The sequence below is a fragment of the Frigoribacterium sp. Leaf8 genome (assembly GCF_001421165.1).
GTDB lineage: Bacteria > Actinomycetota > Actinomycetes > Actinomycetales > Microbacteriaceae > Frigoribacterium.
On record NZ_LMKB01000001.1, the window covers coordinates 393,184 to 419,809 of the forward strand.

General features: G+C 73.5%; 23 protein-coding genes. 13 read left to right on the top strand and 10 right to left on the bottom strand.

Features of this window, described 5'->3' with window-relative positions; all coding sequences use genetic code 11:
- Nucleotides 1-1,062: 1,062 nt before the first annotated feature.
- Nucleotides 1,063-1,611, bottom strand: coding sequence for an NUDIX hydrolase family protein (locus ASL10_RS01875; RefSeq protein ID WP_056043756.1), 549 nt, complete (start codon nt 1,609-1,611; stop codon nt 1,063-1,065).
- Nucleotides 1,612-1,709: 98 nt separating this feature from the next.
- Between ASL10_RS01875 and ASL10_RS01880 the strand changes: the two genes are divergently transcribed.
- Together ASL10_RS01880 and ASL10_RS01885 are read left to right on the top strand one after the other, a co-directional pair.
- Nucleotides 1,710-2,423 (top strand): alpha/beta hydrolase, encoded by a 714-nt coding sequence (locus ASL10_RS01880; protein ID WP_082460069.1) that lies wholly within the window; start codon nt 1,710-1,712, stop codon nt 2,421-2,423.
- 52 nt (nt 2,424-2,475) lie between these two features.
- Complete coding sequence (locus ASL10_RS01885; RefSeq protein ID WP_056043759.1) at nt 2,476-3,153, top strand: SIMPL domain-containing protein; 678 nt, start codon at nt 2,476-2,478, stop codon at nt 3,151-3,153.
- A gap of 70 nt (nt 3,154-3,223) precedes the next feature.
- Here ASL10_RS01885 and ASL10_RS01890 read toward each other — a convergent pair whose 3' ends face one another.
- On the bottom strand, nt 3,224-4,363 hold the full coding sequence (locus ASL10_RS01890) for a GNAT family N-acetyltransferase (protein WP_056043760.1): 1,140 nt from the start codon (nt 4,361-4,363) through the stop codon (nt 3,224-3,226).
- Between the two features lie 126 nt (nt 4,364-4,489).
- On the opposite strand from ASL10_RS01890, the gene ASL10_RS01895 reads away from it, so the two are divergent.
- The 3 genes from ASL10_RS01895 (at nt 4,490) to ASL10_RS01905 (ending at nt 6,884) form a co-directional block, all read left to right on the top strand.
- Entirely contained in the window at nt 4,490-4,915 is a 426-nt protein-coding gene (locus tag ASL10_RS01895) for a DUF1810 domain-containing protein (RefSeq protein WP_056043763.1), read from the top strand.
- A gap of 119 nt (nt 4,916-5,034) precedes the next feature.
- Nucleotides 5,035-6,030: a prolyl aminopeptidase gene (pip, locus tag ASL10_RS01900; RefSeq protein ID WP_056043764.1), complete on the top strand. Its 996-nt coding sequence runs from the start codon at nt 5,035-5,037 to the stop codon at nt 6,028-6,030.
- Nucleotides 6,027-6,884 carry an NAD-dependent epimerase/dehydratase family protein gene (locus ASL10_RS01905; RefSeq protein ID WP_056043767.1) on the top strand — a complete coding sequence of 286 codons (858 nt, stop codon included), beginning with the start codon at nt 6,027-6,029 and terminating at the stop codon, nt 6,882-6,884. The genes pip and ASL10_RS01905 overlap by 4 nt, the downstream gene beginning before the upstream one ends.
- Nucleotides 6,885-7,153: 269 nt before the next feature.
- Here ASL10_RS01905 and ASL10_RS01910 read toward each other — a convergent pair whose 3' ends face one another.
- Nucleotides 7,154-8,047, bottom strand: coding sequence for an SDR family oxidoreductase (locus ASL10_RS01910; RefSeq protein WP_056043770.1), 894 nt, complete (start codon nt 8,045-8,047; stop codon nt 7,154-7,156).
- Between the two features lie 134 nt (nt 8,048-8,181).
- Between ASL10_RS01910 and ASL10_RS01915 the strand changes: the two genes are divergently transcribed.
- Nucleotides 8,182-8,754, top strand: a complete 573-nt coding sequence (locus ASL10_RS01915) for a phosphatase PAP2 family protein (RefSeq protein ID WP_056043774.1) — start codon at nt 8,182-8,184, stop codon at nt 8,752-8,754.
- Nucleotides 8,755-8,781: 27 nt separating this feature from the next.
- Here ASL10_RS01915 and ASL10_RS01920 read toward each other — a convergent pair whose 3' ends face one another.
- From ASL10_RS01920 to ASL10_RS01925, 3 genes are read right to left on the bottom strand one after another with little or no spacing between them, the layout of a single operon-like run.
- Nucleotides 8,782-9,780 carry an aldo/keto reductase gene (locus tag ASL10_RS01920; RefSeq protein WP_056043777.1) on the bottom strand — a complete coding sequence of 333 codons (999 nt, stop codon included), beginning with the start codon at nt 9,778-9,780 and terminating at the stop codon, nt 8,782-8,784.
- A 50-nt stretch (nt 9,781-9,830) separates the two neighbouring features.
- Complete coding sequence (locus ASL10_RS15800; protein ID WP_157485182.1) at nt 9,831-10,007, bottom strand: hypothetical protein; 177 nt, start codon at nt 10,005-10,007, stop codon at nt 9,831-9,833.
- Nucleotides 10,008-10,057: 50 nt separating this feature from the next.
- Nucleotides 10,058-10,702: an FMN-dependent NADH-azoreductase gene (locus ASL10_RS01925; RefSeq protein ID WP_056044538.1), complete on the bottom strand. Its 645-nt coding sequence runs from the start codon at nt 10,700-10,702 to the stop codon at nt 10,058-10,060.
- A 141-nt stretch (nt 10,703-10,843) separates the two neighbouring features.
- Between ASL10_RS01925 and ASL10_RS01930 the strand changes: the two genes are divergently transcribed.
- From ASL10_RS01930 to ASL10_RS01945, 4 genes are all read left to right on the top strand, one after another.
- A complete protein-coding gene (locus tag ASL10_RS01930; protein ID WP_056043780.1) occupies nt 10,844-12,043 on the top strand; it encodes a Fic family protein in 1,200 nt (399 codons plus the stop codon).
- Between the two features lie 43 nt (nt 12,044-12,086).
- Entirely contained in the window at nt 12,087-17,018 is a 4,932-nt protein-coding gene (locus ASL10_RS01935) for a DEAD/DEAH box helicase (RefSeq protein WP_056043783.1), read from the top strand.
- Between the two features lie 3 nt (nt 17,019-17,021).
- The gene (locus tag ASL10_RS01940) at nt 17,022-17,798 is read left to right on the top strand and encodes a DNA-formamidopyrimidine glycosylase family protein (RefSeq protein ID WP_056043786.1); all 777 of its coding nucleotides are present in this window, start codon (nt 17,022-17,024) and stop codon (nt 17,796-17,798) included.
- Nucleotides 17,799-18,107: 309 nt separating this feature from the next.
- Complete coding sequence (locus ASL10_RS01945) at nt 18,108-18,818, top strand: peroxiredoxin-like family protein (protein WP_056043787.1); 711 nt, start codon at nt 18,108-18,110, stop codon at nt 18,816-18,818.
- An 89-nt stretch (nt 18,819-18,907) separates the two neighbouring features.
- Here the strand turns inward: ASL10_RS01945 and ASL10_RS01950 are convergent, their stop codons facing one another.
- On the bottom strand, nt 18,908-19,372 hold the full coding sequence (locus tag ASL10_RS01950; protein ID WP_056043790.1) for an MSMEG_6728 family protein: 465 nt from the start codon (nt 19,370-19,372) through the stop codon (nt 18,908-18,910).
- Nucleotides 19,373-19,569: 197 nt separating this feature from the next.
- On the opposite strand from ASL10_RS01950, the gene ASL10_RS01955 reads away from it, so the two are divergent.
- Complete coding sequence (locus ASL10_RS01955) at nt 19,570-20,262, top strand: peroxiredoxin-like family protein (protein ID WP_056043793.1); 693 nt, start codon at nt 19,570-19,572, stop codon at nt 20,260-20,262.
- 228 nt (nt 20,263-20,490) lie between these two features.
- Here ASL10_RS01955 and ASL10_RS01960 read toward each other — a convergent pair whose 3' ends face one another.
- On the bottom strand, nt 20,491-22,038 hold the full coding sequence (locus tag ASL10_RS01960; RefSeq protein WP_056043796.1) for an APC family permease: 1,548 nt from the start codon (nt 22,036-22,038) through the stop codon (nt 20,491-20,493).
- Between the two features lie 110 nt (nt 22,039-22,148).
- On the opposite strand from ASL10_RS01960, the gene ASL10_RS01965 reads away from it, so the two are divergent.
- Complete coding sequence (locus tag ASL10_RS01965; RefSeq protein ID WP_157485183.1) at nt 22,149-23,957, top strand: PQQ-binding-like beta-propeller repeat protein; 1,809 nt, start codon at nt 22,149-22,151, stop codon at nt 23,955-23,957.
- A 30-nt stretch (nt 23,958-23,987) separates the two neighbouring features.
- On the opposite strand, the gene ASL10_RS01970 is transcribed toward ASL10_RS01965, so the two are convergent.
- The gene (locus tag ASL10_RS01970) at nt 23,988-24,509 is read right to left on the bottom strand and encodes a GNAT family N-acetyltransferase (protein WP_162234587.1); all 522 of its coding nucleotides are present in this window, start codon (nt 24,507-24,509) and stop codon (nt 23,988-23,990) included.
- Between the two features lie 67 nt (nt 24,510-24,576).
- A complete protein-coding gene (locus ASL10_RS15805; RefSeq protein WP_156155614.1) occupies nt 24,577-24,732 on the bottom strand; it encodes a hypothetical protein in 156 nt (51 codons plus the stop codon).
- Nucleotides 24,733-24,962: 230 nt separating this feature from the next.
- Between ASL10_RS15805 and ASL10_RS01975 the strand changes: the two genes are divergently transcribed.
- Nucleotides 24,963-26,621, top strand: a complete 1,659-nt coding sequence (locus ASL10_RS01975) for a PQQ-binding-like beta-propeller repeat protein (RefSeq protein ID WP_056043805.1) — start codon at nt 24,963-24,965, stop codon at nt 26,619-26,621.
- Nucleotides 26,622-26,626: the final 5 nt, after the last annotated feature.

The following is a 26,626-nucleotide window of genomic DNA, read 5'->3' on the forward strand; positions in this document are numbered from 1 at the left end:
GCGCACCCCGGCGCGCGCGAGGGCCCGCACCATGGGCTCGGCGCGCAGGGCGTCGCTCCAGGTCCATCGGACGACGGTGTGAACGCCGGGCAGCGCCCGCAGATCGTCCTCGCGCCGCTTCTCGTCGATCACGACCTGCTCGGGGCTGCGCCCGGCCCGCATCCGTTCGTCGCGGTACTTCACCTCGCCGTCGAACTCGCCGATGACGCCGAACTGCGGCCACCAGAAGTCCACGAAGCCGATGAGGGGGCCCGTCACCGGGAACCGGGCCTGCAACTCGGGCCCCGTGAGCCCGGCGGCCCTCATGCCCGCCCGGCTCAGCGACTCACCCGGCGATTCGGACCGCTCGTCGGCGAACGCGACGGCGACCGCCGCCCGTCGACGCCCGGGCACCCCGGGCCGTGCGGCCAGGGTGGCCTCGAGCGCGGACCGGTCGTACGCACCCGCGTGCAGCCCGTGGTCGAGCACGACGGTCGCCCCGCGCAGGTCGCGCCGGCGCACGCTGTCGACGGCCGCGCGGGCGGCACCCACCACCGGCAACCCGTCGACCGTGTCGATCTCGCCGTCGCCGAGGGGCGCCGCGTGCTGGTGGACGGACCCGGTCACCTTGTCACGAGCGCGCTGACGTGCCACGACGTGCACCCTCCGAGGCCACTCGCCCAGCAGCGGAAACCCCCGAATGGCGAGGGCGGACTCGTGGGCGACGACGGCGTCCGGTCCGAGCCGGGGCAGCACCGCGTGCACGCGGGCGGTGTGCTGCGACGCCGGGCCGAGCGACCGCCAGTCGTCCGTCCGGACGTACACGCCGGCGGCGAGCCTCACCGCGAGGCCACGTCGCGCGTCCCGCTCGATGGACGAGGCATCCACGCCGTCGTCGACGAGCCGGGACCGACGGATGAGCAGGCCTGACGTGTCGCGCATCGGTCCAGCCTGGCCGAGCGCCGTCAGGGACGGGGCCAGCGCCTCCTCGCCTGTGGAGAGGCGCTGGGCGACACCCCCGAACCGGCGAGACACCCCGAGATCCGCGGGTGTCACGCCGCGCCGGGGGTGTTGCGAGCGCCGCTAGTGCAGGGCGCCGACGGAGGCGAGGGCGCTGCGCAGCAGGGTGCCGCGCCCGCCCTCCATCTCGGCGGCGACCTCGTCGGAGGCGGCCTGGTGCGGCGTCAGCCAGGTGAGCTCGAGGGCGTCCTGCCGCGGGTCGCACGTGCCCGTGACGGGCACCACGTACGCGAGCGACACCGCGTGCTGACGAGGGTCGGTGTAGACCGACGAACCGGGCAGCGGGAAGTACTCGGCGACCTGGAACGGCACCGGAGACGGCGGCAGCTGGGGGAAGGCCATCGGCCCCAGGTCTTTCTCGAGGTGGCGGAACAGCGCGGTGCGCAGGCTCTCGCCGTACATCACCCGGCCCGACACGAGCATGCGCGAGATCGACCCCTCGTCGGAGGCGCGGAGCAGCACCCCGACCTCGGTCACGACCCCGAGGCCGTCGGTCCGCACGGGCACGGCCTCGACGTAGAGGATCGGCAGGTGCTGCCGCGCCTGGAAGAGCTCGTCCTCCGAGAGCCAGCCGGGATTGGGGTCGGGGTCGGGTGTCCGCACGGAGCTCATGGGCCATTCTTACCGGCTCGGGGGCCCGATCGCGTGACGTGACGCTACGGGCGAACAGCACCGGCCCCGATGTCGGCACCCGTCGCTAGGCTCGGCCCATGGTGCAGATCGACCCGTCCCTCGTCCAGTGGTCCGCCGTCGAGGCCGAGCGTGACGGGCGTCCCCTGCTCGTGTTGCTGCACGGCGTGGGCTCGCACGAGGGCGACCTGATCGCGCTCGCCCCCTACCTGCCGCAGCAGTTCGTGGTCGCGTCGCTGCGGGCACCACTGCCCCACGGCGACGGCTTCTCGTGGTACCCGCTGTCGACTCCCGGCGCACCCGATCCGGGCGCCGTCGACGACGCGGCCGAGGCCGTGCTCGCCTGGCTCGACTCGCTCGGGGCGCACCATCCGTCCGTCAGCCTGCTCGGGTTCTCGCAGGGCGGGTCGCTCTCGCTGCAGCTGCTCCGTCACGCGCCCGAGCGGTTCGCGTTCGCGGCCGTGCTCGCCGGGTTCGTGGTCCCCGCCGCGGGCGACGACGCCACGCTCGAGCGCGCGGCCGCACGCGACGACGCCGTCACGGCCGCCCGCCCCGCCGTCTTCTACGGTCGCGGCGACGTCGACCAGGTCATCCCCGCCGACGCCGTCGAGCGCACGTCCGCCTGGCTCGAGACGCACGCCGACGCCGAGCAGACCGTCTACCCCGGGCTGGCCCACGGCATCTCGCAAGAAGAACTCGACGACCTCAACGCGTTCATCGGTCGCGTCACCGCCGCGCCGGTGGTCGACGGCGGTGCCTCCGTGGTGGCCGGCGAGGCCGCCTCCGCCGACTGACCACCGGGCCCCACCCGGCCCCGCACCACCCGACGAACGAAGGAGGCGCGCGATGGCGACGCTCTCGGTGTCCGGTTCCGCCACCCACCGCCACCGTGCCGAGCGCGGCGTCGTCCACCTCGCCGTGGGCTTCGACGGCGACGACCGCGAGGAGGTCGTCCGCGACACCGCCGCGGTGCACTCCCGCCTCACCGAACAGGCCACTGCCTGGCGCCGCCAGGAGGCCGCCACCTGGTGGAGCGCACAGAGCGTCACGGTCGCGGTCGAGACCGAGGCGACGACCGACCGGGGCGACGGGGCCGACGCGACCCGCGCCTCCTCGGTGGTGCGGTTCCGCACCCGGGCCGCCGTCGACGTGCGGTTCAGCGACTTCGACGCGTTGGCGTCGTGGGTGGGCGACGTCGCCGTCGAACCGGGCGTCACCGTCGAGTGGATCGAGTGGTCGCTCAGCCACGACCGCCGGCCCGAGGTCGAGAAGGCCGTGCGGGTCGCCGCGATCGCCGACGCGGTCACCCGGGCCGGCGACTACGCCGGGGCGCTCGGGCTCGGTCGGCCGACGCTGCAGTCGGTCTTCGAGCCGGGGTTGCGGCCCGGCGCGCCCGGTGGGGGCAGCCCGTTCGGCCTGGCCCGTGCCGTCGCGACGTTCTCGTCGGGCGGCCCCGTGACGTTCGACCTGCACCCGGACGACATCGAGGTCACCGCCGAGGTCAGCGCCGACTTCGTCGCCTGACCCGTCTCCGGGCCCGACCGACCGGCAGGCCCGCCTCCCGCCTCCCGCCTCCCGCCTCCCGCCTCCCGCCTCACAGCAGCCGGTGCCACACTCCCTCGACGCCGATCGGCACGAACCCGACGGCCTCGTTGACCGCGAGCATGGGCCGGTTCTCCTCGGCGTTGAAGGTCAGCACGGACGGGCGTCCCGGCTTCTCGACGACGAGTCGGTCCAGGTTGGCGACCTTGACGAGCCAGCCCAGCCGGTGCCCGCGGTGCTCACGCCGCACGAGGGTCATCTGCTGCATGGCGGGCCGCGACGCGTCGTCGGGCACCGCGAGGTCGGAGCACGCGACGAGTCGGCCGGTCGGCACGTGCTCGGCCGCCGCGGTCAGCGAGGCCCGCCCGCTCGCGGCGCGTCGCTGCTCGGCCTCGACCAGGCGGTCGACGGTCCAGACGTCCTCGGGCTCCGGCACGTCACCCGTCGGTGCGTCGGTGCTCAACGCGGTCGCCATCGCCGCGACGTCGGACCGCCAGCGCGGAGGCGTGGGGCCGGACCAGGTGTGGACGCGGTACTCGTCCCCCGCCGCGGCGAGCGCCTCGGAGCGGATCGCGGCCAGCGCCTCCTCGTCGACCGGCAGGGGCAGGCGGCTGATGCGCTCGACCTGGCCGAGCGCGTAGCCGCGCGAGAGCGCGAACCGGACCTCCGAGGAGGCGCGGGGCACCCATCCGTGACCGGTCGAGGCCTCGAGGCGGTCGCCCGGGTCGGGGCGCGAGCCCTGGCCGGACGCGACGAAGGAGATCGCGTCGGTCCTGCCCGCCGCGCGGGCGACGGCCTCGACGTGGTCGAGCAGGGCCGTGCCGAGCCCCCGGCGGCGGTGCTCGGGGGCGACGGCGACCCAGAGCCAGCAGGTCGTGACGGTCGGGTCGGCGAGCGTCTCGTAGGTGGCCTGTCCGACGATGCGACCACCGGACCGCACCACGAACAACCGCCGCGGCGTGAACCGGTCGTGCCACTGCGGCAACTGTTCGGCCGGGCCGAAGTCGAGGTCGCCGAAGCCGAGCACTTCGGCCTGGACGGCGTTCTCGAGGCCGATGGCCTCGACGTAGGCGGCGACGCGTGCGGCGCGGTTGGGTTCGGCGTCGTGGCCGACATCGGCGTCGGCTCCGGCGTCGGAACGGGGCTCGAGGGTGTCGGGCACGACGATCTCGTCGATCACGATGTCGGTCACGGGGGCTCCGGGGTCGAGGCGGGGACGTGGTCCGCCGCCCGGCAGGGCAGCCGACCAGGGTAGCGCCGTCCTCGGCCTCCGCGCCAGGGGGGAGACGGCTCGACCCGCGGCGCGTAGAACGGGGCGATGAGCGATCCCTTCGACCTCGGACGGTACGTCGACGCGCAGGACGCCGGCGGCACCCACGACCAGGCCCTGGCCGAACTGCGCCGCGGGCGGAAGACCTCGCACTGGATGTGGTTCGTCTTCCCGCAGATCGCCGGCCTCGGCCGCAGCGGCATGGACCGCACCTACGCGATCCGATCGCTCGACGAGGCGCGGGCCTACCTCGCCCATCCCCTGCTCGGCCCGCGCCTGCGCGAGGCGGCGGGCGTCGCGGCCCGGGCGGACGCCGCGAGCGCCGGCGAGCTGATGGGCGGGATCGACGCCCTCAAGCTGCGCTCGTCGATGACCCTGTTCGCCCGGGCCGACCCGGCCGAACCCGAGTTCCGGGCCGTGCTCGATCGCTGGTTCGACGGCGTCGAGGACGACCTGACCGTCGCCCGCCTCTGAGCCCGTCCGCGACCGTCCGTCGGGCGACGGCTCCTCCCCGGACGAGGAGGCGCGGGTCGTCGCCCCCAGGCGCCGCGCCTCCCCTGCCGGTGTCGGCTCCCCCGGCTACGCTCGTCCGCATGCGCCAGCTCTACCCCGAGATCGAACCCCACGACTCCGGCCTGCTCGACGTCGGCGACGGCCAGAAGGTCTGGTGGGAAGAATGCGGCGACCCCGACGGCAAGCCGGTGGTCTTCCTGCACGGCGGGCCCGGCAGCGGGTCCTCACCCGCGCACCGCCGCCTGTTCGACCCCGACCGGTACCGCATCGTGCTGCTCGACCAACGTGGGGCGGGTCGCAGCACACCCCACGCCGGCACGTTCGGCACCGACCTCTCGACGAACACGACCCGCCACCTCGTGGCCGATCTCGAGACCCTGCGCGAGCACCTGGGCATCGACCGCTGGCAGGTGTTCGGCGGCTCGTGGGGCTCGACCCTCGCGCTCGCCTACGCCGAGACCCACCCCGACCGCGTCACCGAGCTCGTGCTGCGCGGCATCTTCACCCTGCGACAGAGCGAGCTCGACTGGTTCTACGAGGGCGCGGCGTCGAACGTCCTGCCCGACCGGTGGCAGGGCTACCTCGCCCCGGTGCCCCCCGACGAGCGACGCCCCGGCGGGCTGATCGAGGCCTATGCGCGACTCCTCGCCGATCCCGACCCCGCCGTCCACGGGCCCGCCGCCGTGGCCTGGTCGTCGTGGGAGGCCTCGGCGATCACCCTGCTGCCCCGCCCCGACCTGGTCGAGCGGTACTCCGACCCGGCGTTCGCGCTGGCCTTCGCCCGCATCGAGAACCACTACTTCGTCCATCGCGGCTTCCTCGACGAGGGCCAGCTGATCCGCGACGCTCACCTCGTCTCGCACATCCCGACGGTCATCGTGCAGGGCCGCTACGACCTGTGCACGCCGGCGACGACGGCTTTCGACCTGCACGCCGCCCTGCCCGGCGCCGAGTTCGTCCTGGTCGACGACGCCGGCCACGCGTTCGACGAGCCGGGCATCCTCGACGCGCTCATCTCGGCGACCGACCGCTTCGCGTCCGAGTCGACGCCCTCGCGTGACGAGGCGAGCCGATGACCGTCGTCCTCGCCGGCTGCGGCGACCTCGGCACCGAGGCGGCCCTGCGCTTCGCGGCCCTGGGGCACCACGTCCTCGGGCTTCGTCGCTCGGCCGAGAAGCTGCCCGCGTCGATCGACGGCGTGTCGATCGACCTCGGCGCCACCCGGCCCCCATTGCCCGACGACACCGAGATCGTCGTCGTCGCCCTCTCGGCCGGGTCCCGCGACGTCGACACCTACCGGGCGTCCTACGTCGACGGCCTGCGGAACGTCCTCGACGCGCTCGACGAGGCGGGGGCCTCCGACGCCCGGGTGCTGTTCGTCTCGTCGACCGCCGTGTACGACGTCGACGACGGCAGCGTCGTCGACGAGACCACGCCGGCGACCGGCGCCTCCCCCACGGCCGAGGTCATCCTCGAGGCCGAGGCCCTGCTGCACGCGCGTCGTCCCGACGGCATCGTCCTGCGCCTCGGCGGCATCTACGGCCCGGGCCGGGAGCGACTGATCACCCAGGTGCGCGACGGTGACGCGCGACTGGCCGAGCCGGCCGGCAGCTCCCCCCACACGAACCGCATCCACCGTGACGACGCGGCGGCCGCGATCGTGCACCTCACCACCACCTCGGCGCCGACCGACGTCCTGTACGTGGGGGTCGACGACGAGCCGTCGAGGCTCGACGACGTGCTGACGTTCGTGGCCGACGAACTGGGGTCGCCCGTGCCGCCGAGCGCACCTCCTCGGGGTCGTCAGGCGGGCGGCGACAAGCGGTTGTCGAACGCACGACTGCGCGGCACGGGGTTCACCTTCGAGTACCCCACCTTCCGCGAGGGGTACCGGGCCGTGATCGCGGGCGAGGGCGTGCGGCACCCCTGAGCCGGGCCCAGCCCGGGCCAGGCGATGCGGGCCTGTCGGACCGACGCCCGCAGGTGCGGGCCGGGTGGGCCCACGCCCGCCGGTGCGGGCCGGGTGGGCCCACGCCCGCCGGTACGGGCCGGGTGGGCCCACGCCCGCCGGTCCGGACTGGGGGGTCACGTCGCCCGCCTCGCCCGCCTCGCGCGCGAGGACGCCGCCCAGCGGACCGGGCACCGCGTGGTGTCGCGGGGCCCGGTCCACTGGACGGCGTCCTCGAGGGCGGAGGGTGATCAGTGGATCGGCGTGCCACCCGTCACGGCGATGGTCTCGCCGCTGATGTAGCTCGACTCCTGGCTCGCCAGGAAGACGAACGACGGGGCGAGCTCGACGGCCTGGCCCGGGCGGCCGTAGGCGGCCTCCGAGCCGAAGCTCTCGATCTTCTCGTTCGGCACGAAGGCGGGCTGCAGCGGCGTCCAGACGGGGCCGGGCGCGACGCCGTTGACGCGGATGCCGCGTTCGGCCAGCTGCTGGGCCATGGCGCGGGTCCAGTTGGCGATGCCGGCCTTCGACACGGCGTACTCGGCGAGGTCGGGCGAGGGCTGGAAGCCCTGGATCGACGAGGTCGTGATGATCGAGGCCCCTGGCTTCAGGTGCGTCGAGGCGGCCTTGGTCAACCAGAACAGCGGGAAGATGTTGGCCTTGAGGACGTGGTCGAGCGTCTCGGTCTCGAAGTCGTCGATGCTGCTGACGGTCGGCATGACGCCGGCGATGATCGCCAGGATGTCGAGGCCGCCGAGCTCGGCGACCGTCTTCTCGACGACGTCGACGTTGGTCTGCTCGACCTGCAAGTCGCCGGGCAACAGCACGGCGGTACGACCGGCCTCGCGGACGAGTGCGGCGACCTCTTCGGCCTGGGACTGCTCCTCGGCGAGGTAGCTCAGCGCGACGTCGGCACCCTCGCGGGCGAAGGCGATGGCCGTCGCGCGGCCGATGCCGCTGTCGGCACCGGTGACGAGGGCCTTGCGACCGGCCAGGCGACCGCTGCCGACGTAGCTGGTCTCGCCGTGGTCGGGCTCGGGCTTCATGGCGTGGACGTCGCCGGGAGCGCTCTGCTGCTGGTGCTCGAACGGAGGCTGGGGGTACTGGGTGACGGGGTTCTGCGGGGTGTACATGTTGTCTGCCATGCCCCCGGTGTACGCGGCGGAGCGAGCGTGCCGGCCCAGCTTGTACCCCGGTCGGGGGTGACGTCGGCGGCGCGGAGCGACGACAGGAACCGAGGAGGCGCGGCACCACCCCCGGGGAAAGATACGGTGGTCGCGTGCCCCTGCTGCCACTGCCTTCCGAGACTCCCCGTCAGGTCCTGCCCGCCTGGGTGCTGCGCGCCGACCGACGGGCCGCGAAACGCATCAACTCGGTCAGGGGAGTGCCGGTCGTCGACCGCAACCTCAGCCGCCTCAGCCACTTCGCCGACCACGGACTGTTGTGGGCCGCGGTCGCCGCAGGACTCGCCCTCGTCGGCCAGCGTCGTGCCGCGGTGCGGGGCACCCTGTCGCTCGGTTTCGCCAGTGCCATGGCGAACATCGTCGGCAAGCGCATCTTCGGCGGCAACCGGCCCCTGATCGACGACGTCCCGATCGAGCGACGTCTACGCAGCCAGCCGCTGTCCGCGTCGTTCCCCTCCGGCCACGCGGCCTGTGCCGCCGGCTTCGTGACGGGCGTCGCCATCGAGTCGCCGGGAGCCGCGGCAGCCTTGTTGCCGCTGGCCGGTGCGGTCTCGTGGTCGCGCCTCCACGTGGGGGCGCACTGGACGTCCGACGTCGTCGGCGGGCTGCTCATCGGGTCGGGCGTCGCACTGCTGGGCCGACTCGTGTCGGCACCGCGCGGGCGCTGACCCCGGGCCGGCCCGCCGGCACCCGGTCTACCAGCGGGGGTGGACGGCCTCGCGGAAGTACTGGTCGTAGATGCGGACGACCTCGCTGTCGAGCCCGTCGTCGAGCTCGCCGACGCTGCCGGCCGCGGCGTTCGCCGTGGCCTGCGCCACGTTGCGCGCTCCGGGGATGACCGTGCTGACGCCCGGCTGCTCGACGATCCACGCGAGGGCGGCCTGCGGCACGGTGACGCCGTCGGGGACGGCCGCGGCGAACTCCTGCGCGGCGGCGACGCCCTGCTCGAAGTCGACACCGCTGAAGGTCTCACCCTGGTCGAAGGCCTCGCCGTGACGGTTGTACGTGCGGTGGTCGTTCTCGGCGAAGGTCGTCTCGGTCGTGTACTTGCCCGACAGCAACCCGCTGGCGAGGGGGACGCGCGCGATGATGCCGACGCCGGCCCGTCGCGCGGCCGGCAGCACCTCGTCGAGGGGCTTGAGACGGAACGCGTTGAAGATGATCTGCACGGTCGCGAGGTTCGGTCGGGCGATGGCGGTCAGGGCCTGGGCGGTCTCCTCGACGCTGACGCCGTAGGCACGGATCGCACCGTTCTCGACCAGCTCGTCGAGGGCGTCGTAGACCGCATCGCTCTCGAAGACGGGGGTGGGCGGGCAGTGCAGCTGCACCAGGTCGAGCGTGTCGACGCCGAGGTTGCGGCGCGAACGATCGGTCCACGCCACGAAGTTGTCGCGGACGTAGTTCGACGGCACCTGGTCGAGCCGACGGCCCATCTTCGTCGCGACCGTGAGGGGCACGTCGGGGTTCGACGCACGGAAGCGCCCGATGATCTGCTCGCTGCGCCCGTCGCCGTACACGTCGGCGGTGTCGAAGAAGGTCACCCCGGACTCGACGGAGGCGCCCAGCACGTCGAGCGCGTCGCTCTCGCTGACGTCGCCCCAGTCGGCACCGAGCTGCCAGGTGCCGAGACCGATGACCGAGACGGGACGGTCGGCGAGGAAGGGTGAACGGGTTCCGAGGGTGCGGCTCTGCATGCCGTCGAGCCTAGCCACGCCGCACGTCGACCCGCCCAGACTGCGAGGGCTCAGCGGCGCGACGCGTTCACGCTGCGGACCAGCGCGTAGGCGACGACGACCGAGACGAACGCCGCGAAGAGGAACGCCGCCCCGAACCCGGCCTGCCCCTGCAGGAGCCGGACGAGCCCGACGATCGCGAGAGCCGCGGCCAGCATGCCGAACACGCGCGCGACGACCGACTTCACGCGGCGTGCGGCCCCGGCCCTACGGCCGCCTCGTCGACGCGACGACACGGTCACCCGAGGCGACGAGCCGAGGCGACCGCCGCCTCCTTCGCCTCTCGCAGTTCGCGCGTCGCTCGCTCGCGGGCGGCCTCGGGCATGGGCAGCCGGTCGCTGAGCGTGAGGTTCGTGGCGATCGTCTCGACGCGCATGCCGAGCGTGGCCCCCAGGACGATCTCGAGGACCGGGGTGGCGTGGTCCCAGCCGGCCGTGGGCGTGCCGTCGTCGTAGGCGCCGCCGCGGCTGGTCACCACGACCGCGGGTCGTCCGAGCATCGGCTGCTGGTCGTCGCCGTCGAAGGGCGCGGTGACGCCGGGCAGGTGGACGTTGTCGACCCAGGCCTTGAGCGTCGAGGGCAGCGAGTAGTTGTAGAGCGGGGCACCGATCAGGACGACGTCGGCGGCGACGAGCTCGGCGATCAGGGCCTGCTGCAGGGCCTCGTGGGCGGGATCGGGGGCGTCGTCCGGCTGCCGGAGCCGCGGCGGCCAGTGCAACGAGCTGTCGCTCAGGTGGGGCAGCGGGTCGACGTGCAGGTCGCGGCGGGTGACCGTGTGGTCGGTGCCGAGGTCGCGCCAGGCGTCGGCGAACGCCGCGGTGATCGCACGGGAGCGGCTCGTCGTGAGGTCGGCGGACGAGTCGAGGTGGAGCAGGTTCGGCATGCGCCCACCGTAGCCGGGGCGACCGACACGGTCGGCGAGGTTGCACACCGGGTGGAGACACCATAATCTCGTGCCAGCGAATTATGACTTGAGGTGATAAGTCATAAAAGTACGCGCTCGGATTCTGACTTGTGAGGTGCCGTGACCGCCACCTGGCCGCCGCTCGACCACGAAGAGGTCGCATGGGTGCCGTCCGGTCGCCCGACGGCCGGATTCCGTGCCGAGCCGTTCGGGTCGACCGTGTTCCGCGCGGCGGTGCCGCCCCTCATCGGCGCACTCGACCCCGCTCCGTCGCCCGAGGTCCGCGCTCTGGCCGAGGACGCCTCTCTCGAACTGACTCGCTTCGATGCCACCCTCGGCGGCGAAGTGGCGGCCTTCGCCCCGCTGCTGCTCCGCAGCGAGGCCCTCGCCTCGTCGCGCATCGAGAACCTGACCGCCAACGCCCGATCCGTGTTCTCGGCCGAGCTCGGGGATGAACGCAAGCGCAACGCGACCCTGATCGCGGCGAACACACGCGCCATGTCGGCCGCGATCGACCTGGCGGACGAACTGACCAGGGCGTCCGTCCTCACGATGCACGCCACGCTGATGGCTGCGGACCCACGACACACTCCGGGCGCCCTCCGGAACGAGCAGGTCTGGATCGGTCGGAGCAGTGCCAGCCCCCTCGGTGCCGAGTTCGTCGCCCCGGTCAGCGCGCGGGTCCCCGGACTCCTCGACGACTGCCTGGAATTCGCACGACGCGACGACCTGCCCGTCCTCGTCCAGGCGGCCGTGACGCACGCCCAGTTCGAGACGATCCATCCGTTCACCGACGGAAACGGTCGGACGGGGCGCTCCCTCACCCAGGCGATGCTGCGGTCCAAGGGGGTCACGCGGTCCGTGACGGTGCCGGTCTCGGCAGGCCTGCTGACCGACGTCGATGCCTACCACCGAGCCTTGACGGCGTACCGGGCAGGTGAACTCGACCCCATCGTGCGATTGACGGCCGAGGCGTCCCTCCGGGCAGTCGCGAACGCCCGGACGCTCGTCGACGAGCTCCACGACGTCCGGGCATCCTGGTCGACCCGCGTCACCGCGCGGAGCGACTCGTCGGTCTGGCGCCTGCTCGACCTGCTCGTCCACCAACCCGTCCTCGACGCCACGACGGCCGCTTCCCGGCTCTCGCTCGCCCCGAGCAACGTCTACCCCCTGCTCCGACGGCTGGTCGAATCGGGAGTGCTGAAGGAGAAGGCCGAGTACAAGATGGGCACCATCTGGCGCGCGGACGATGTCCTCGAGGCGTTGGACGCGTTCGCGGCACGCTCGGGACGCCGAGGCGAGGCCACCGTGCTGAGCTGAGCCCCTCGGCGGAATGTCGGTGGTGCAGAGCAGGATGGCAACGATGACCGACGTGCTCGACCGCTTCTCCCCCGCGACCCGTGAGTGGTTCCGGGGGGCGTTCGCCGCGCCGACCCGGGCTCAAGAAGGCGCCTGGACGGCCATCAGCCAGGGCGACCACGCCCTCGTCATCGCGCCGACCGGTTCGGGCAAGACGCTCGCGTCGTTCCTCTGGTCGATCGACTCGTTGGCCTCGTCACCCCCGCCCGACGAGAAGCTGCACCGCACCCGGGTCCTCTACATCTCGCCGCTCAAGGCGCTCGGCGTCGACGTCGAACGCAACCTCCGTTCACCGCTGGTGGGCATCACCCAGACCGCGAGACGCCTGGGCACCGAGGCTCCCGACATCACGGTGGGCGTGCGCTCCGGCGACACGAGCTCGAGCGACCGCGGCCGTCTCGCCCGCACGCCGACCGACATCCTCATCACGACGCCCGAGTCGCTCTACCTCATGCTCACGTCGCAGGCGCGCGAGACCCTCAAGGGCGTGCAGACGGTCATCATCGACGAGGTCCACGCCGTCGCCTCGACGAAGCGCGGTGCCCACCTGGCCCTCTCGCTCGAACGCCTCGACGCCCTGCTCGAGAAACCCGCTCAGCGCATCGGGCTCAGCGCGACCGTCCGCCCGCCCGAAGAGGTCGCGCGGTTCCTCGCCGGCCCGGCACCGGTCACCATCGTCAACCCCCGCGCCGACAAGAAGTTCGACCTGCGGGTCGTCGTCCCGGTCGACGACATGACCGAGCTCGGCACCGCCGCCCCACTCGAGGGCTCGGCCGCCGGCGCCGCGCCGCAGGGCTCCATCTGGCCCCACGTCGAAGAGGGCATCGTCGACCTGATCGCCGCGCACCGCTCGACCATCGTCTTCTCGAACTCACGCCGCCTGGCCGAACGCCTCACGGCCCGCCTCAACGACATCTGGATCGAACGCCAGGGCGGCGACCTCGAAGCCGCCGAACGTGCCACCGAGGAGGCGCGGGGCCAGCTGGTCACCGCCGGCCCCGTCGGCGACGACGCGGCCGCCGACGCCGTCGACCCCTTCGCCCCGGCACCCGCCGCACAGCGCAACCCGGCCGTCGGCGGCGGGGCGCCGGCCCAGCTCATGGGCGGTTCGGGGCAGACCGCCGGCAGCGATCCCCTGCTCGCCCGGGCCCACCACGGCTCGGTGTCGAAAGACCAACGCGCCCTCATCGAGGACGACCTCAAGAGCGGCCGACTGCGCTGCGTCGTCGCCACGAGCTCGCTCGAGCTCGGCATCGACATGGGTGCGGTCGACCTGGTCATCCAGGTCGAGTCGCCGCCGTCGGTCGCCAGCGGCCTGCAACGCGTCGGCCGCGCCGGGCACCAGGTCGGCGAGACCTCCCGCGGCGTCCTGTTCCCCAAGCACCGGGCCGACCTGATCCACTCCGCCGTCGCAGCCGAGCGCATGGTCGCCGGGCTCATCGAAGAGCTGCGCGTGCCGACCAACCCCCTCGACGTGCTGGCCCAGCAGACCGTCGCGGCCGTCGCCCTCGACGAACTCGACGCCGACGCCTGGTTCGACACCGTGCGCCGCAGCGCCCCCTTCGCCACCCTGCCGCGCTCCGCCTTCGACGCCACCCTCGACCTGCTCAGCGGCAAGTACCCCTCCGACGAGTTCGCCGAGCTGCGACCCCGCATCGTCTGGGACCGCGTGCACGGCACCCTGACCGGGCGCCCCGGGGCCCAACGCCTCGCGGTGACGAGCGGGGGCACCATCCCCGACCGGGGACTGTTCGGCGTCTTCATGGTCGGCGAGAAGGCCGCCCGCGTCGGCGAACTCGACGAAGAGATGGTCTACGAGTCGCGGGTCGGCGACGTGTTCGCCCTCGGGGCCACGAGCTGGCGCATCGAGGACATCACGCACGACCGCGTGCTCGTCTCGCCCGCCTACGGCCAGCCCGGTCGCGTCCCCTTCTGGAAGGGCGACGGCATCGGCCGCCCGGCCGAGCTCGGCAAGGCCATCGGCGGCTACGTCCGCGAGCTGTCGAACTCGAGCGAGGCCGACGCCACCACGCGCGTCGCCGCCGGTGGGCTCGACGAGCGGGCGGCACGCAACCTCATCGCGTTCCTCGGCGAGCAGAAGGCCGCCACGTCGTACGTGCCGACCGACACCACCCTCGTGGTCGAGCGCTTCCGCGACGAGCTCGGCGACTGGCGCCTCATCCTGCACTCCCCCTACGGCATGCAGGTGCACGCGCCGTGGGCACTGGCGGTCTCGGCCCGCATCCGCGACCAGCTCGGGGTCGACGGCGGGGCCATGGCTGCCGACGACGGCATCGTCGTGCGCATCCCCGACACCGACGCCGAGCCTCCCGGGGCCGAGCTGTTCTCGTTCGAGCTCGACGACCTCGACGAGATCGTCACCGAAGAGGTCGGCGGCTCCGCCCTGTTCTCGTCACGCTTCCGCGAGTGCGCCGCCCGGGCCCTGCTGCTGCCCCGGTACAACCCCGGCAAGCGGTCGCCGCTCTGGCAGCAGCGTCAGCGCTCGTCGCAGCTGCTCGACGTCGCCCGCAAGTACCCGCAGTTCCCGATCGTGCTCGAGGCCGTGCGCGAGGTGCTGCAGGACGTGTACGACCTGCCGGCCCTGATGAGCCTCACCCGCGACCTCGCCAGCCGCACCGTGCGCATCGTCGAGACCGAGACCGAGGTGCCCTCGCCCTTCGCCCGGTCGCTGCTCTTCGGCTACGTCGCGGCCTTCATGTACGAAGGCGACTCGCCGCTCGCCGAGCGTCGTGCGGCCGCCCTGTCGCTCGACTCGAGCCTGTTGCAAGAGCTGCTCGGCCGGGCCGAGCTGCGCGAGCTGCTCGACGCCGACGTCATCGACCAGCACGAGCTCGAACTGCAGCGCCTCGCCCCCGACCGCCGGGCCCGCGACATCGAGGGCGTCGTCGACCTGTTGCGTCTGCTCGGCCCGCTGACCACCGACGAGATCATCGACCGCAGCTGGCTCGCGGCGACTCTCGTCGCCGGTGACGTGGCCGCCCGCGACGACGCCCACCGCGCGCTCGAGACCGCCCTGACCGACCTCGCCTGGTCGAACCGCGTCCTGCGCTTCACCCACGCCGGCACGGTGCGCTGGGCCGGCATCGAGGACGCCTCGCGCCTCCGCGACGCCCTCGGCGTCGCCCTGCCGATCGGCGTGCCGACCGCCTTCGTCGAACCGGTCGACGACCCGCTGGGCGACCTCATCGGCCGGTTCGCCCGCACCCACGGCCCCTTCACTCCCGCCATGGTGGCCGACCGTCTCGGCCTCGGCACCGCCGTCGTGATGGACACCCTGCGGAAGCTCGCCACCCAGCGTCGCGTCGTCGAGGGCGAGTTCCGCCCCCGACAGCAAGGCAGCGAGTGGTGCGACTCCGAGGTGCTGCGCCGACTGCGCGGCAAGTCGCTGGCCGCGCTCCGGCACGAGGTCGAGCCGGTCGCCCCCGAGACGCTCGGGCGTTTCCTGCCCGCCTGGCAGCACGTCGCCACCGGGCTCAAGGGGTCGGGCCTGCGCGGCCTCGACGGCGTCGTGCAGGTCGTCGACCAGCTCAGCGGGGTCTCGCTGCCTGCCTCGGCCTGGGAGTCCCTGATCCTGCCGGCCCGCGTGACCGACTACAACCCGTCGATGCTCGACGAGCTCACGGCCACCGGCGACGTCATCTGGTCCGGCACCGGCACCCTGCCCGGCAACGACGGCTGGGTCAGCCTGCACCTCGCCGACGGAGCCCAGGTCACCCTGCCCGAGCCGTCCGGAGCCGAGACCGACGACCTGCAGCGCGAGGTGCTGGCGGCCCTGGCCGGTGGCGGGGCGTACTTCTTCCGCCAGTTGTCGGACGCCGTGGGCAGCACCGACGACGACGCCCTGGTCACCGCGATCTGGCAGCTCGTCTGGGCCGGGCAGATCACCAACGACACGTTCGCGCCCCTGCGCACCCAGGTGGGCGGCGGACGCACGCCGAGGCCGCGCACCCCGACGCGGTCGCGCTCGTCGTACCGCAGCCGCGGCCGGGTCGCCATGCCTCGACAGGCGGGCCCGCCCACCGTCGGCGGCCGCTGGTCGCTGTTGCCGCTGGCCGAACCCGACGGCACCGTGCGCGCCGCCGCGACGGCCGAGATCCTCCTCGAACGTCACGGCGTCGTCACCCGCGGCGCCGTCGTCAACGAGGGCGTCCGTGGCGGCTTCTCGACGGCCTACAAGGTGCTCAGCGGCTTCGAAGAGACGGGGCGGGCCCGACGGGGCTACTTCGTCGAGGGCCTCGGGGCGGCCCAGTTCGCGACCGGGCCCACGGTCGACCGCCTGCGGTCGTTCGTGCGCGACGAGGGCGACCGCCGCGACGACGACACCCTCGTCGCCGCGGGTCGTCAGCGCGACGTGCCCGTGGTGACCCTGGCCGCCACCGACCCGGCGAACCCCTACGGGGCGGCCCTGCCCTGGCCCGGGCAGACGCTCGACGGCGCCTCCGCCGACGAGGCCGCGGCCGTGGCGAGCGCGGCGGCACGAGCCGCCACCGCGGCGGCGGCGACCACGGCGACCGGAGCCGGGGAGCGCGCCGAGGCGGGCTCCGCCGCCGGCTCGACCCGCGCCTCCTCGGGGGGCGACGACCGTGCGACGAGCGACACCCCAGGAGGCGCGGGCGGCAAGAAGAAGTCCGGTCACCGCCCGGGGCGCAAGGCCGGTTCGCTCGTGGTGCTCGTCGACGGGCGGCTCGTCGTCTACGTGGAGCGCGGCGGCAAGACGGTGCTGACCTTCGGTGAGCCGGACGAGCGCGAGCTCGCCCTGGCCGCGGGTTCGCTGGCCGCCACCGTGCGCAACCGCATCGGCAAGCTCGCGGTCGAACGGGTCGACGGCGAGTTCGTGTTGGGTACCGCCCTCGGCGACGCCCTGCGCGACGCGGGGTTCGCACCGACGCCGAGCGGCATCCGGCTAAGGGCCTGACCGATGCCCGAAGGAGACACCGTCTACCGCGCCGCCAAGAACCTCGACGCGGTCCTGCACGGTCAGACGCTCACCGCCAGCGACTTCCGGGTGCCGGCGTTCGCGACCGTCGACCTCAGCGGTGAGGTGATCGACGACGTGATCGCCCGCGGCAAGCACCTGCTGCACCACATCGGCGACCTGACGCTGCACACGCACCTCAAGATGGAGGGCTCGTGGCACGTCTACCGGCACGGCACGAAGTGGAGACGTCCGGCCTACCAGGCGCGCGTCGTGCTCGAGACCGCCGACTGGGTCGCCGTCGGGTTCGACCTCGGCATCGTCGAGCTCGTGGCCCGCGACGACGACGACAGCGTGGTCTCGTACCTCGGCCCCGACCTCCTCGGCCCCGACTGGGACGCCGCGCGCGCCCTCGCCAACCTCGAGGCCGACCCGTCCCGCGAGGTGGGGCTCGCGCTGCTCGACCAACGGGTGCTGGCGGGTGTCGGCAACGTCTACCGCAACGAGCTCTGCTTCCTGAGGGGCGTGCTCCCGACCCGTCCCGTCGGCGAGGTCGAGAACCGGCCCAAGATGATCGACCTCGCGCACCGGCTGATCCAGGCCAACAAAGACCGCGTCGACCGCACGACGACCGGCAACCTCCGCGGCACGACCGACTGGGTCTACGGCCGGGCGGGCAAACCGTGCCTGCGCTGCGGCACCAAGATCATGAGGGGCGAGCTCGGCGAGAGCGAACTCGAACTGCGCGACACGTACTGGTGCCCTCACTGCCAGAGCTGACGGTCGCCTGCCCGACCGCCACGCCACCACGCCACCACGCCACCACGCCACCACGATGTAAACATCCCGCCACGCAATCGTGTGGCGGGATGTTTACATCGTGGCGGCATGGGTCGGCGACCGAGCAGCGCCGGGATGCAGGGGCGATCGGCAGGGCAGGGTCCGAGCGCCTGAGAGCCCGAGCGCCCGGCCGTCCGGCCGCGTGTGACGCCCCGTGACGCGGATCGGCGTCGGTCCGAGGTGACGTGCCTACGATCAGCGACACCCGACGGCCGTACCCGGCGAGCCCGTCAGCGCGAGAGGACGACCATGTCGAACAGCAACCCCACCGACACCCGCAGCACCGCCAGCACCCCCACCACCATCGCCGAGCAGGTGACCGAGTTCAACGAGGGCTTCACCGCGCAGATCGGCCCCGACTTCTCGAAGGTCTTCGACGACGAGCGGAGCACCCTGCGCGAGGCCGGCGTGCCCGACGACGCCGTGCGACCCGGCGACACCGTCGTCGAGGCGACGCTGTTGACGCCCCAGGGCACCGAGGTCTCGCTCGCCGAGACCGTCGGCGAGGGGCCCGCCGTGCTCGTCTTCTACCGCGGTGCCTGGTGCCCCTACTGCAACCTGACGCTGAAGACCTACCAGGCCGAGCTGCTGCCGCGCCTGCGGGAGCGCGGCGTCGCGCTCGTCGCGATCAGCCCGCAGACCCCCGAGGGCTCCGAGGCGTCGGTGACGAACGGCAGCCTGGAGTTCCCCGTGCTGTCCGACCCGGGCAACGTGCTGAGCGGCGCGCTCGGCATCCGCACCGAACCGAGCGCCGACGCCCGCACCGTCCACACCCAGCTCGGGTTCGACGTCGCCGACAGCAACGCCGACGCGACGGGCGACATCCCCTTCCCCACCGTGCTCGTCATCGACCACGACGGGGTCGTCGTCTTCGCCGACGTCCACACCGACTACACGACGCGGACCGAGGTCGACGAGATCGTCGCCGCCCTCGACCTGCTGGAGGCGCGCGCGGCCTGACCCCGCCCGGTCACCCCGTCCGGTCACCGCGCACGGCCTGACCCCGCCGGTCACCCCGCCCGGTCACCCCGCCCGGTCACCCCGCGCGGTCACCGCGACGCGTCGCCCGAGGTCGGCACGGGCCAGACGTAGTCCAGGTCGGCGGGTTCGTCGCCGAACGCCGCGGCGTAGGCCTCGGGTGCCTTCGCCAGCAGCTTCGACCGGTGCGAGCGGTGGACGTCCTCCCGACCGAACCACGGAGGCAGCTCGAACTCGTCCGCGCGGAACGCCGCCGCGTCGGCGGGGACCTCGTCGAGGGTGGCCAGCGTCTTGTCCAGGCAGGTGTCGGCGAAGCCCCGAGCGACCCACGCCGCGCAGGTCTCGACCTGGTAGGCCATCAGCGCCGGCCGGTGCCCCCGCCACATCGCGGTGACCGGATGGCTCTGCCAGCCGTAGCCGGGCACGACGAGCGCCCGCATGACCTGGAGCGTCTCGACCCGCTGCTTGCCGAGACGCTTGTCGTCGAGCACCTCGGCGCTGGCACGGAAGTCGGCGTAGGGAAGGAACGTCTGCACCGCACCAGCCAACACGCCCGTGCGGGGCGCCGTGCGGCCGCCGAGGACGGGCGCGCGGCCGGTCCCGAGCCGGGCCGCGGCCGGACGATTGCGAACACCACCCCGCCCCGTGCGGTCCCCCGGGCGCGCATCCGCCTACCCTCGACCGAGGTGACCGGCCCGAACCCGGTGCACCCCGTCACGGTCGAGAGGACCCCATGTCGAACGCCGACTCCCCCATCCCCACCCGCATCGCCGACAAGGTGACCGAGTTCAACGAGGGGTTCACCGCCGAGATCGGCACGGAGGCCACGAAGGTCCTCGACGACGAGCAGTCGGCCCTCCGCGACACGGGCGTCCCCGCGGCCGCCGTCCGGGTGGGCGACACGATCGTGGACGCGACGCTCGTGACGACCGCCGGCGACGAGGTCTCGCTGTCGGAGACCGTCGGTGAGGGCCCGGCCGTCCTGGTCTTCTACCGCGGCGCCTGGTGCCCGTACTGCAACCTGACGCTCAAGACCTACCAGGCCGACCTGCTGCCCGAACTGCGGGAGCGCGGCGTCGCCCTGGTCGCGATCAGCCCCCAGACGCCCGAGGGCAGCGAACGGTCCGTCGCGAACGGCGGCCTCGAGTTCCCGGTGCTGTCCGACCCGGGCAACGTGTTCGTCCGGGCCCTGGGCATCCAGACCGAGCCGGTCGCGGCCGCCCGTGCGGTGCACTCCGACCTCGGATTCGACGTCGCCGACAGCAACGCCGACGCGACCGCCGACGTTCCGTTCCCGACCGTCCTCGTCGTCGACCGCGACGGCAAGGTCGTCTTTGCCGACGTCCACGTCGACTACACGACCCGCACCGAGGTCGACGAGGTCGTCGCCGCCGTCGACGCGCTCGACACGCCCCCGGCCTCCTGACCGGCACCGCGCCTCCTGCGCCGCACCGCGCCTCCTGACCGGCGCCGCGCCTCCTGCGCCGCACCGCGCCTCCTGAGGCCGAGGAGGCGCGCCCGGCCCGGCCCCGCCGGTCACACCCCGCCGGCCACTCCCCAAGGCACAGCGCAAGGACCCCGTCCCCGACGACGGCCCCCGAAGGATCGGGATGCATCGTCCGGGACGGGGTCCTCCGTCGGTCGGCGGTGCCGCTCAGTTCGGACGGCCACCGGCGTCGACGGCGGGTGCCGGGGCGGCGGCGTCCTCCCCGAGACCCACCCGCGAGTGCCGACGCCCGTAGGCGAAGTACACGACGACGCCGATCACGAGCCAGACGGCGAACCGTGCCCAGGTGAGCGTGGTCAGGTTGAACATCAGCCAGACGCAGAGCACCGCCGACAGGATCGGCAGCACGGGCGACAGCGGCACCCGGAACGCGCGCGGCAGGTCGGGCCGCGTGCGCCGCAGCACGATGACGCCGATGCTGACCAGCACGAAGGCCGACAGCGTGCCGATGTTGATCATCTCCTCCAGGACGCCGACGTCGGTGAACCCGGCGATCAGGGCGACGAGCACACCGGCGATGACCTGGACGCGCACGGGCGTCTTGCGGACGGCCGAGGTCTTCGCGAGCCAGCGGGGCAGCAGGCCGTCGCGTGCCATCGAGAAGACGATGCGGGCGAGGCCGAGCAGCAGCACCATGATGACCGTCGTCAGGCCGATGAGGGCTCCGATGGCGATGACCTGGGCGGCCCAGCCGACGCCGACCAGGTCGAAGGCCGTGGCCAGGGTCGGGGCCTCGACGGCGGCGAGGTCGCGGTACGACACCATGCCGGTGAGCACGATCGACACCATGACGTAGAGCACGGTGACGATGGCCAGGCCCAGGAAGATGCCGCGGGGCATCGTCTTCTGCGGGTTCTTGACCTCTTCGGCGCTGGTCGCGACGACGTCGAACCCGATGAAGGCGAAGAAGACGAGCGAGGCGCCGGCGAGCAGGCCGAAGACGCCGTACTGCGCGGGCTCGGCACCCGAGACGAACGAGAAGAGGGACTGCGTCCAGACGTCTCCCTCGCCGGCCGGGCGGGGCTGCGACGCCGGGACGAAGGGCGTGTAGTTCGACGACTTGACGAAGAAGAAGCCGACGACGATGACGAACAGCACGATCGCGACCTTGATCACGGTGAAGACGCTGCCGACGCGCGAGCTGAGCTGCGTGCCCAGGACGAGCAGCACGGTGAAGAACGCGACGATGACGAACGGCGCCCAGCTCAGCTCGAGCGGCCCGATCGACAGGGTGTCGGGCACGTCGAGACCGAAGCCGGAGAACACGGTGCTGAGGTAGATGCCCCAGTACTTGGCCAGCACGGCCGCGCCGGTGAGGGTCTCGAGGATGAGGTCCCACCCGATGATCCAGGCCAGGAACTCGCCGAGGGTGGCGTAGGTGAAGGTGTACGCGCTGCCCGCGACGGGGATGGTCGAGGCGAACTCGGCGTAACACATGATCGCCAGGCCGCAGGTGACGGCCGCGAGGATGAACGACAGCGTCACGCCCGGGCCCGCGAAGTTCGCGGCGGCGTTGGCGCCCACCGAGAAGATGCCGGCCCCGACGGCGACGGCGATGCCCATGAGGGTCAGGTCGGTGACGCCGAGCGAGCGCTTCAGCCCGTTCTCGGGCCCCGTCGAGTCGGCGAGCGACGACTCGACCGACTTCGTGCGCCACAGGGTGCTGAGACCCCGGGCCTTGGGGACGGTGCTCATGCTGCCTCCTGGGTGGTGCGGGCGATGGGGTCGCCCCGTCTCGGGGGACGACGCGCCAGCATACCGGCGGACCGGCCGCGTCTCGTAGCATGGCGGGCGAGGGGGGCATCGTGGACGGACGACCGTGGCAGCCGACGCGTCCCGAGCGCCCGGCGGCAGCCCGGGAGGCGCGGGCCGGCTCCCCGGCGACGCCCGCCTCCGCGACCGGTCACCCCGACGAGCACGCAGCCGACGTCGATGCTCGCGACGGGTACGACGGGGTGGAGGCCACCGGAGCAGGACGGCGCGCGGGGCGACCCCCGCTGCAGGCGGTCGGACGCCGGACGGGTCGTGCGCTGCGCCGGGGGTGGAGCCGCGCCTCCCGGGCTCGCCGCCTCGGGCTGACGGTCGGCGCCGTCGCCGTGGTGACCGCGCTCGTCGCCGGCGCGGGCCTCGCGATGCAACCGCGGTACGACGAGCCGGTGCGCCCCACGATGCTCGTCGACGACCTGCGGTCCGAGCCCACGGCGACCGTCTGGCGGACCGACCTGGCCGGTGCGGCCACGCCCGGCATGCCCTCGGGGTGCGCCTACTACGCGTTCGCCGGGATGGTCGGTGACGACGCGCTCGTCACCGCCCAGTCGGCCGAGCAGTCCGACCGCTGCGGGGGTGCCGGAGGGCGCCTGGCCCGGGTCGACGGCGACACCGGTGACGTGGTGTGGAGCGCGAACGTGGCCACGGCCCTGGGGCGGGCCGTGCGGTCGGTCCGGGTGACGCCGGACGCCGACGGACGCACCGCCACCCTGGTCGTCGAGGTCGACGCGGGTTCGACCCTGGCCCGGCTGGACCTGCGGACGGGCGAGGTCACCGACTGGTCGTCTGCGGTCGAGTCGTCAGATCCCGACCAGGTGACGCGCATCGAGGAGGTCTCGACGACGACCGTCCTCGTCTCGCACCAGCCCCGGACGAGGTTCGGGCCCGACGGCTCGGGGCCGACCACCGACGAGGGCGACGTGACGGGGTACGAGCTCCGTGCCCTCGACGCCCCCGACGCCGTGTCGTGGCGAGCCGACGAACCGTCGCAGGCCACCGTGAGGCTCGTCGACGACGAGTTCTACGTGCTGACGACGGCCGGCGACGGATCACGGGTGATCGACGCCGCCACCGGTGACGTGCACCGCCTGCCGATCGACGACGACACCTACGGCTGGCCCGAGGCGGCCGGCGACCACGTCGTCGTGACGCTCGCCGCCCCCTCCGGGCAGCAGCTGGTCGCCTTCTCGCAGGACCGGCCGGGCACCGTGGACTGGTCCGCCGACCTGTCGGGCGACGCCTCGCTGATCGTGTCGGACCGGTGCGTCACGGTCACGGCCCCCGTCGTGAGCGGCGACCCGGTGGTCGCCGGGCCGAGGGGCTCCGACGACTCGGGCGACACCGCCGACGCGGGCGACACCGCCGACGCGGACGGACCCGTGGGTCGGAGCGCGGTCACCTGCCTGTCGCCCTCGACCGGCGAGACCGTGTGGTCGACCACGGTCCCGGTCGCCCGCGGACAGACGGTGCAGTCGGGGTGGAACCCCTCGCCGAGCTCCGCCTTCGACGACGTGCAGGTCACCGTCTCACCGTCCAGCGACTTCGGCGACGAGACCTCGACCGTGACGACGTTCGACGCCCACGACGGGCGCGTGGTCTTCGAGGCGACCCTGCCGGGGTACTCGGCACCCCTCGCCCAGGGCCGCACGACCGTCTACCAGCAGACCTTCGGGGTCGACGGGCGTCTGGCGATCGTCGCCCTCGACCGGTCGAGCGGCCGCGAGCTCTGGCGGACGTCGCGTGACGACGTGCTGACGTACGAGTTCTGGGGGCAGCACCTGGTCGTCGTGACCCAGGACGGCGTCGTCCGACGCCTGGCCGATCCGACGGCGGTGGCCGACCGCTGACGTCACGGCTGCGGCGCCGACGAGCTCGGCTCAGAGCAGCCGGTCGAACCGCTGCGTGGGCCGCTTCAGCAGCGAGTGCTCGAACGGGTCGCCCGCGGCCACCCACCCCTCGCTCTCGTAGAGCCCGACCGCGGCGACGTTGTCGAGGAGCGCGTGCAAGGCGACGCGGTGGTGGCCGAGCGCGCCGAGCTGGCGGGTCGCCTCCCTCAAGAGGGCACGCCCCAGCCCGCGCGCCTGGGCGCCGGGCCTGGTAGCCAGCAGGCCGACGACGGGGGCGTCCTCGGGGTCGCCCGGCAAACCGCTGCCGGGCCGCGTCGCGAGCACGAACCCGTCGACGCCACGAGGCCCGTCCACGTCGGGCCCGTCCACGACGGGCGCGTCCGCGACCAGCCAGACGACGCCCGCGCCGAACTTCGGCCGGGCCCGCTCGGCGACCCCATCGAACGCTCGCCCGTCGCGTGCAGCACACGCCGCGACCCAGACGGCCAGGCACGCCTCGACGTCGGCCGGCACAGCACACCGCAGTTCGTGCACGGCACCGCGACTAGACACGGTGGGATGCACGAGACGCGGTGCGGTGCCACACGACCCGGTGCGACACGACCCGGTTCGACACGGACTACCCCCGCACCAGCAGCGGGAACACGAACACCGCGAAGAGGAAGAACGCCGCCATCACGCCGAACACGACGTAGGTGCCGCGGCCGACGACCCGCTGACCGGAGGCCTCCCGGCGCTGCAGCACGCGGCGACGGTAGATCACCTGGATGACCACGAGCACGACGATCGCCAGGGCGAGGATCGATATGACGACGGCTTCGATGGCGCGGCTCCTTCGGGGACGGGCGACGAGAGGGCGAACGGGCGGCGCCGCTCGTGCACCGGTGGGCGGGACCGGACGGCCCGCACCAGCCTAACGGCCGACCCCGGGAGCCCAGGAGGCGCGGGTCCCGCCCCCGGGACCGCTCACGGCCCGCCCGCGTGCCCGCCTCGTACCATGGCCGGGTGACGGACGACGCCCGACCGAGCGACCACCCGTTCGCGCGCGCCCGCCGCCGCGGGGCCGCCGTCTGGCACCGCGCCTCCCGCCCTCGCCGTCTCGCCCTCGTGGCCGCCGCGGTCGTCGCCGCCGCGGCGCTCGTGACCACCGTCGGCCTGGTCGAGGCACCGCGGTACTCGTCGGCCGCCGCGCTCGACGGCGTCGTCGGCGACGACCTGCGGCACGAGCCGGTCCCCGGGTCGTGGACGCTGACGCCCGCCGACGTCGGCGTGCCGGCGGACCAGGGTCGGTGCCTCCTCTGGCAGGCGGAGCCCGCGGTGGGCCCCGACCGGCTCGACGGCGACGTCCTCGTCAGCGCCGGCGGTGCCGCGGGCGACGACGGCAGGGGCACGAGCGCCGCCACGGACGTCGGCGCCGACTGCCGCTTCGACGGCGGCTTCGGCAGCACCGCGCAGGCCGTCAGCCGGCTCGCACGGGTCGACCCCGTCGACGGCACCGTCCGCTGGTGGGTCGACCTCGGCACCGAGCTCGACGCCGGCAGCGGCTTCGTCCAGGTCTGGCCCGCCGACGGCGCCACCGACACGGCCCTCGTCTCGACGCTGGGCTTCGGCGGCGACGGGTTCGCCTCGTCGTACGCCCGCCTCGACCTCGGGACCGGCGAACTGACCGACGTGACCACCTCGCCGAACGGGCGCGCGCGCCTGACCGACGCCACCGCCTCCTGGGCCCTCGTCTCGAGCGACCCGCAGTTCTCGTACCAGGACTCCCGCGTCTACTACGACGCGGAGCCCGGCACGGGCGAGTTCTCGCTCTACGCCGCCGACGACCTCGACACCCCCGTGTGGACGGGCGAGACCACCGGCAGCCAGGACGAGGCCCTGACCCCCGACGGTCTGCTCGTCCTCGACGGCGGGACCATCACCGCGGTCGACGGGCTCACCGGCGAGACGCACGACTGGGGACCCGACCTGCCGACCGCCACGACCCTCGTCGTCGACGGCGACCTCGTCGTGGTGGGCCTCGACCCGGCGATCCCCACCTCGACCGACGACACGGACGGCACGGTGGTGGCGCTCTCGCTCGACGGGCGCGAACTCTGGCGACACGGCTTCCGCCAGGACCGCGGGGTGCAGGCGACCGGCGACTGCCTCGTCTTCTCGACGACGCCCGGGGTCGTCTGCGTCGACCGCCGCACGGGCGCCGAGCTCTGGACGACCCCGCCCCGCGACCGCCGCCACGGGCTCGCGCGGGTGACCACCGACCCGGCCGGCGACCGGGGGTCGCTCGTCTTCGCCCAGACCTTCGAACCAGGAGGCGCGGCGGCGCTGTCCGGCGACCTCACGTCGGACGAGGCGGCCCAGCGCACCGTCCGCCTGCTCGACGCGGCGTCGGGCCACGAGGTGGCCCGGGCGGTGGTGCCGGGCGAGTCCCAGATCGCGCTGGTCGGCCGCACGACCGGCTACGCCACGACCGCCTCGAGCGGTCGCACCTCGACGGTCACGGCCTTCGACCTGGCCGACGGCCGCCGCCTCTGGCAACTCGACACCGAGCGTGACCAGCTCGGCTTCTGGGGCGGCACGCTCGTCGCGAACCACCCCGACGGCAGCGTGCAACGCCTCGTCGACCCGGTGCGCCTGGTCGAGCCGGTGCGCCTCGTCGGCTGAGCCGG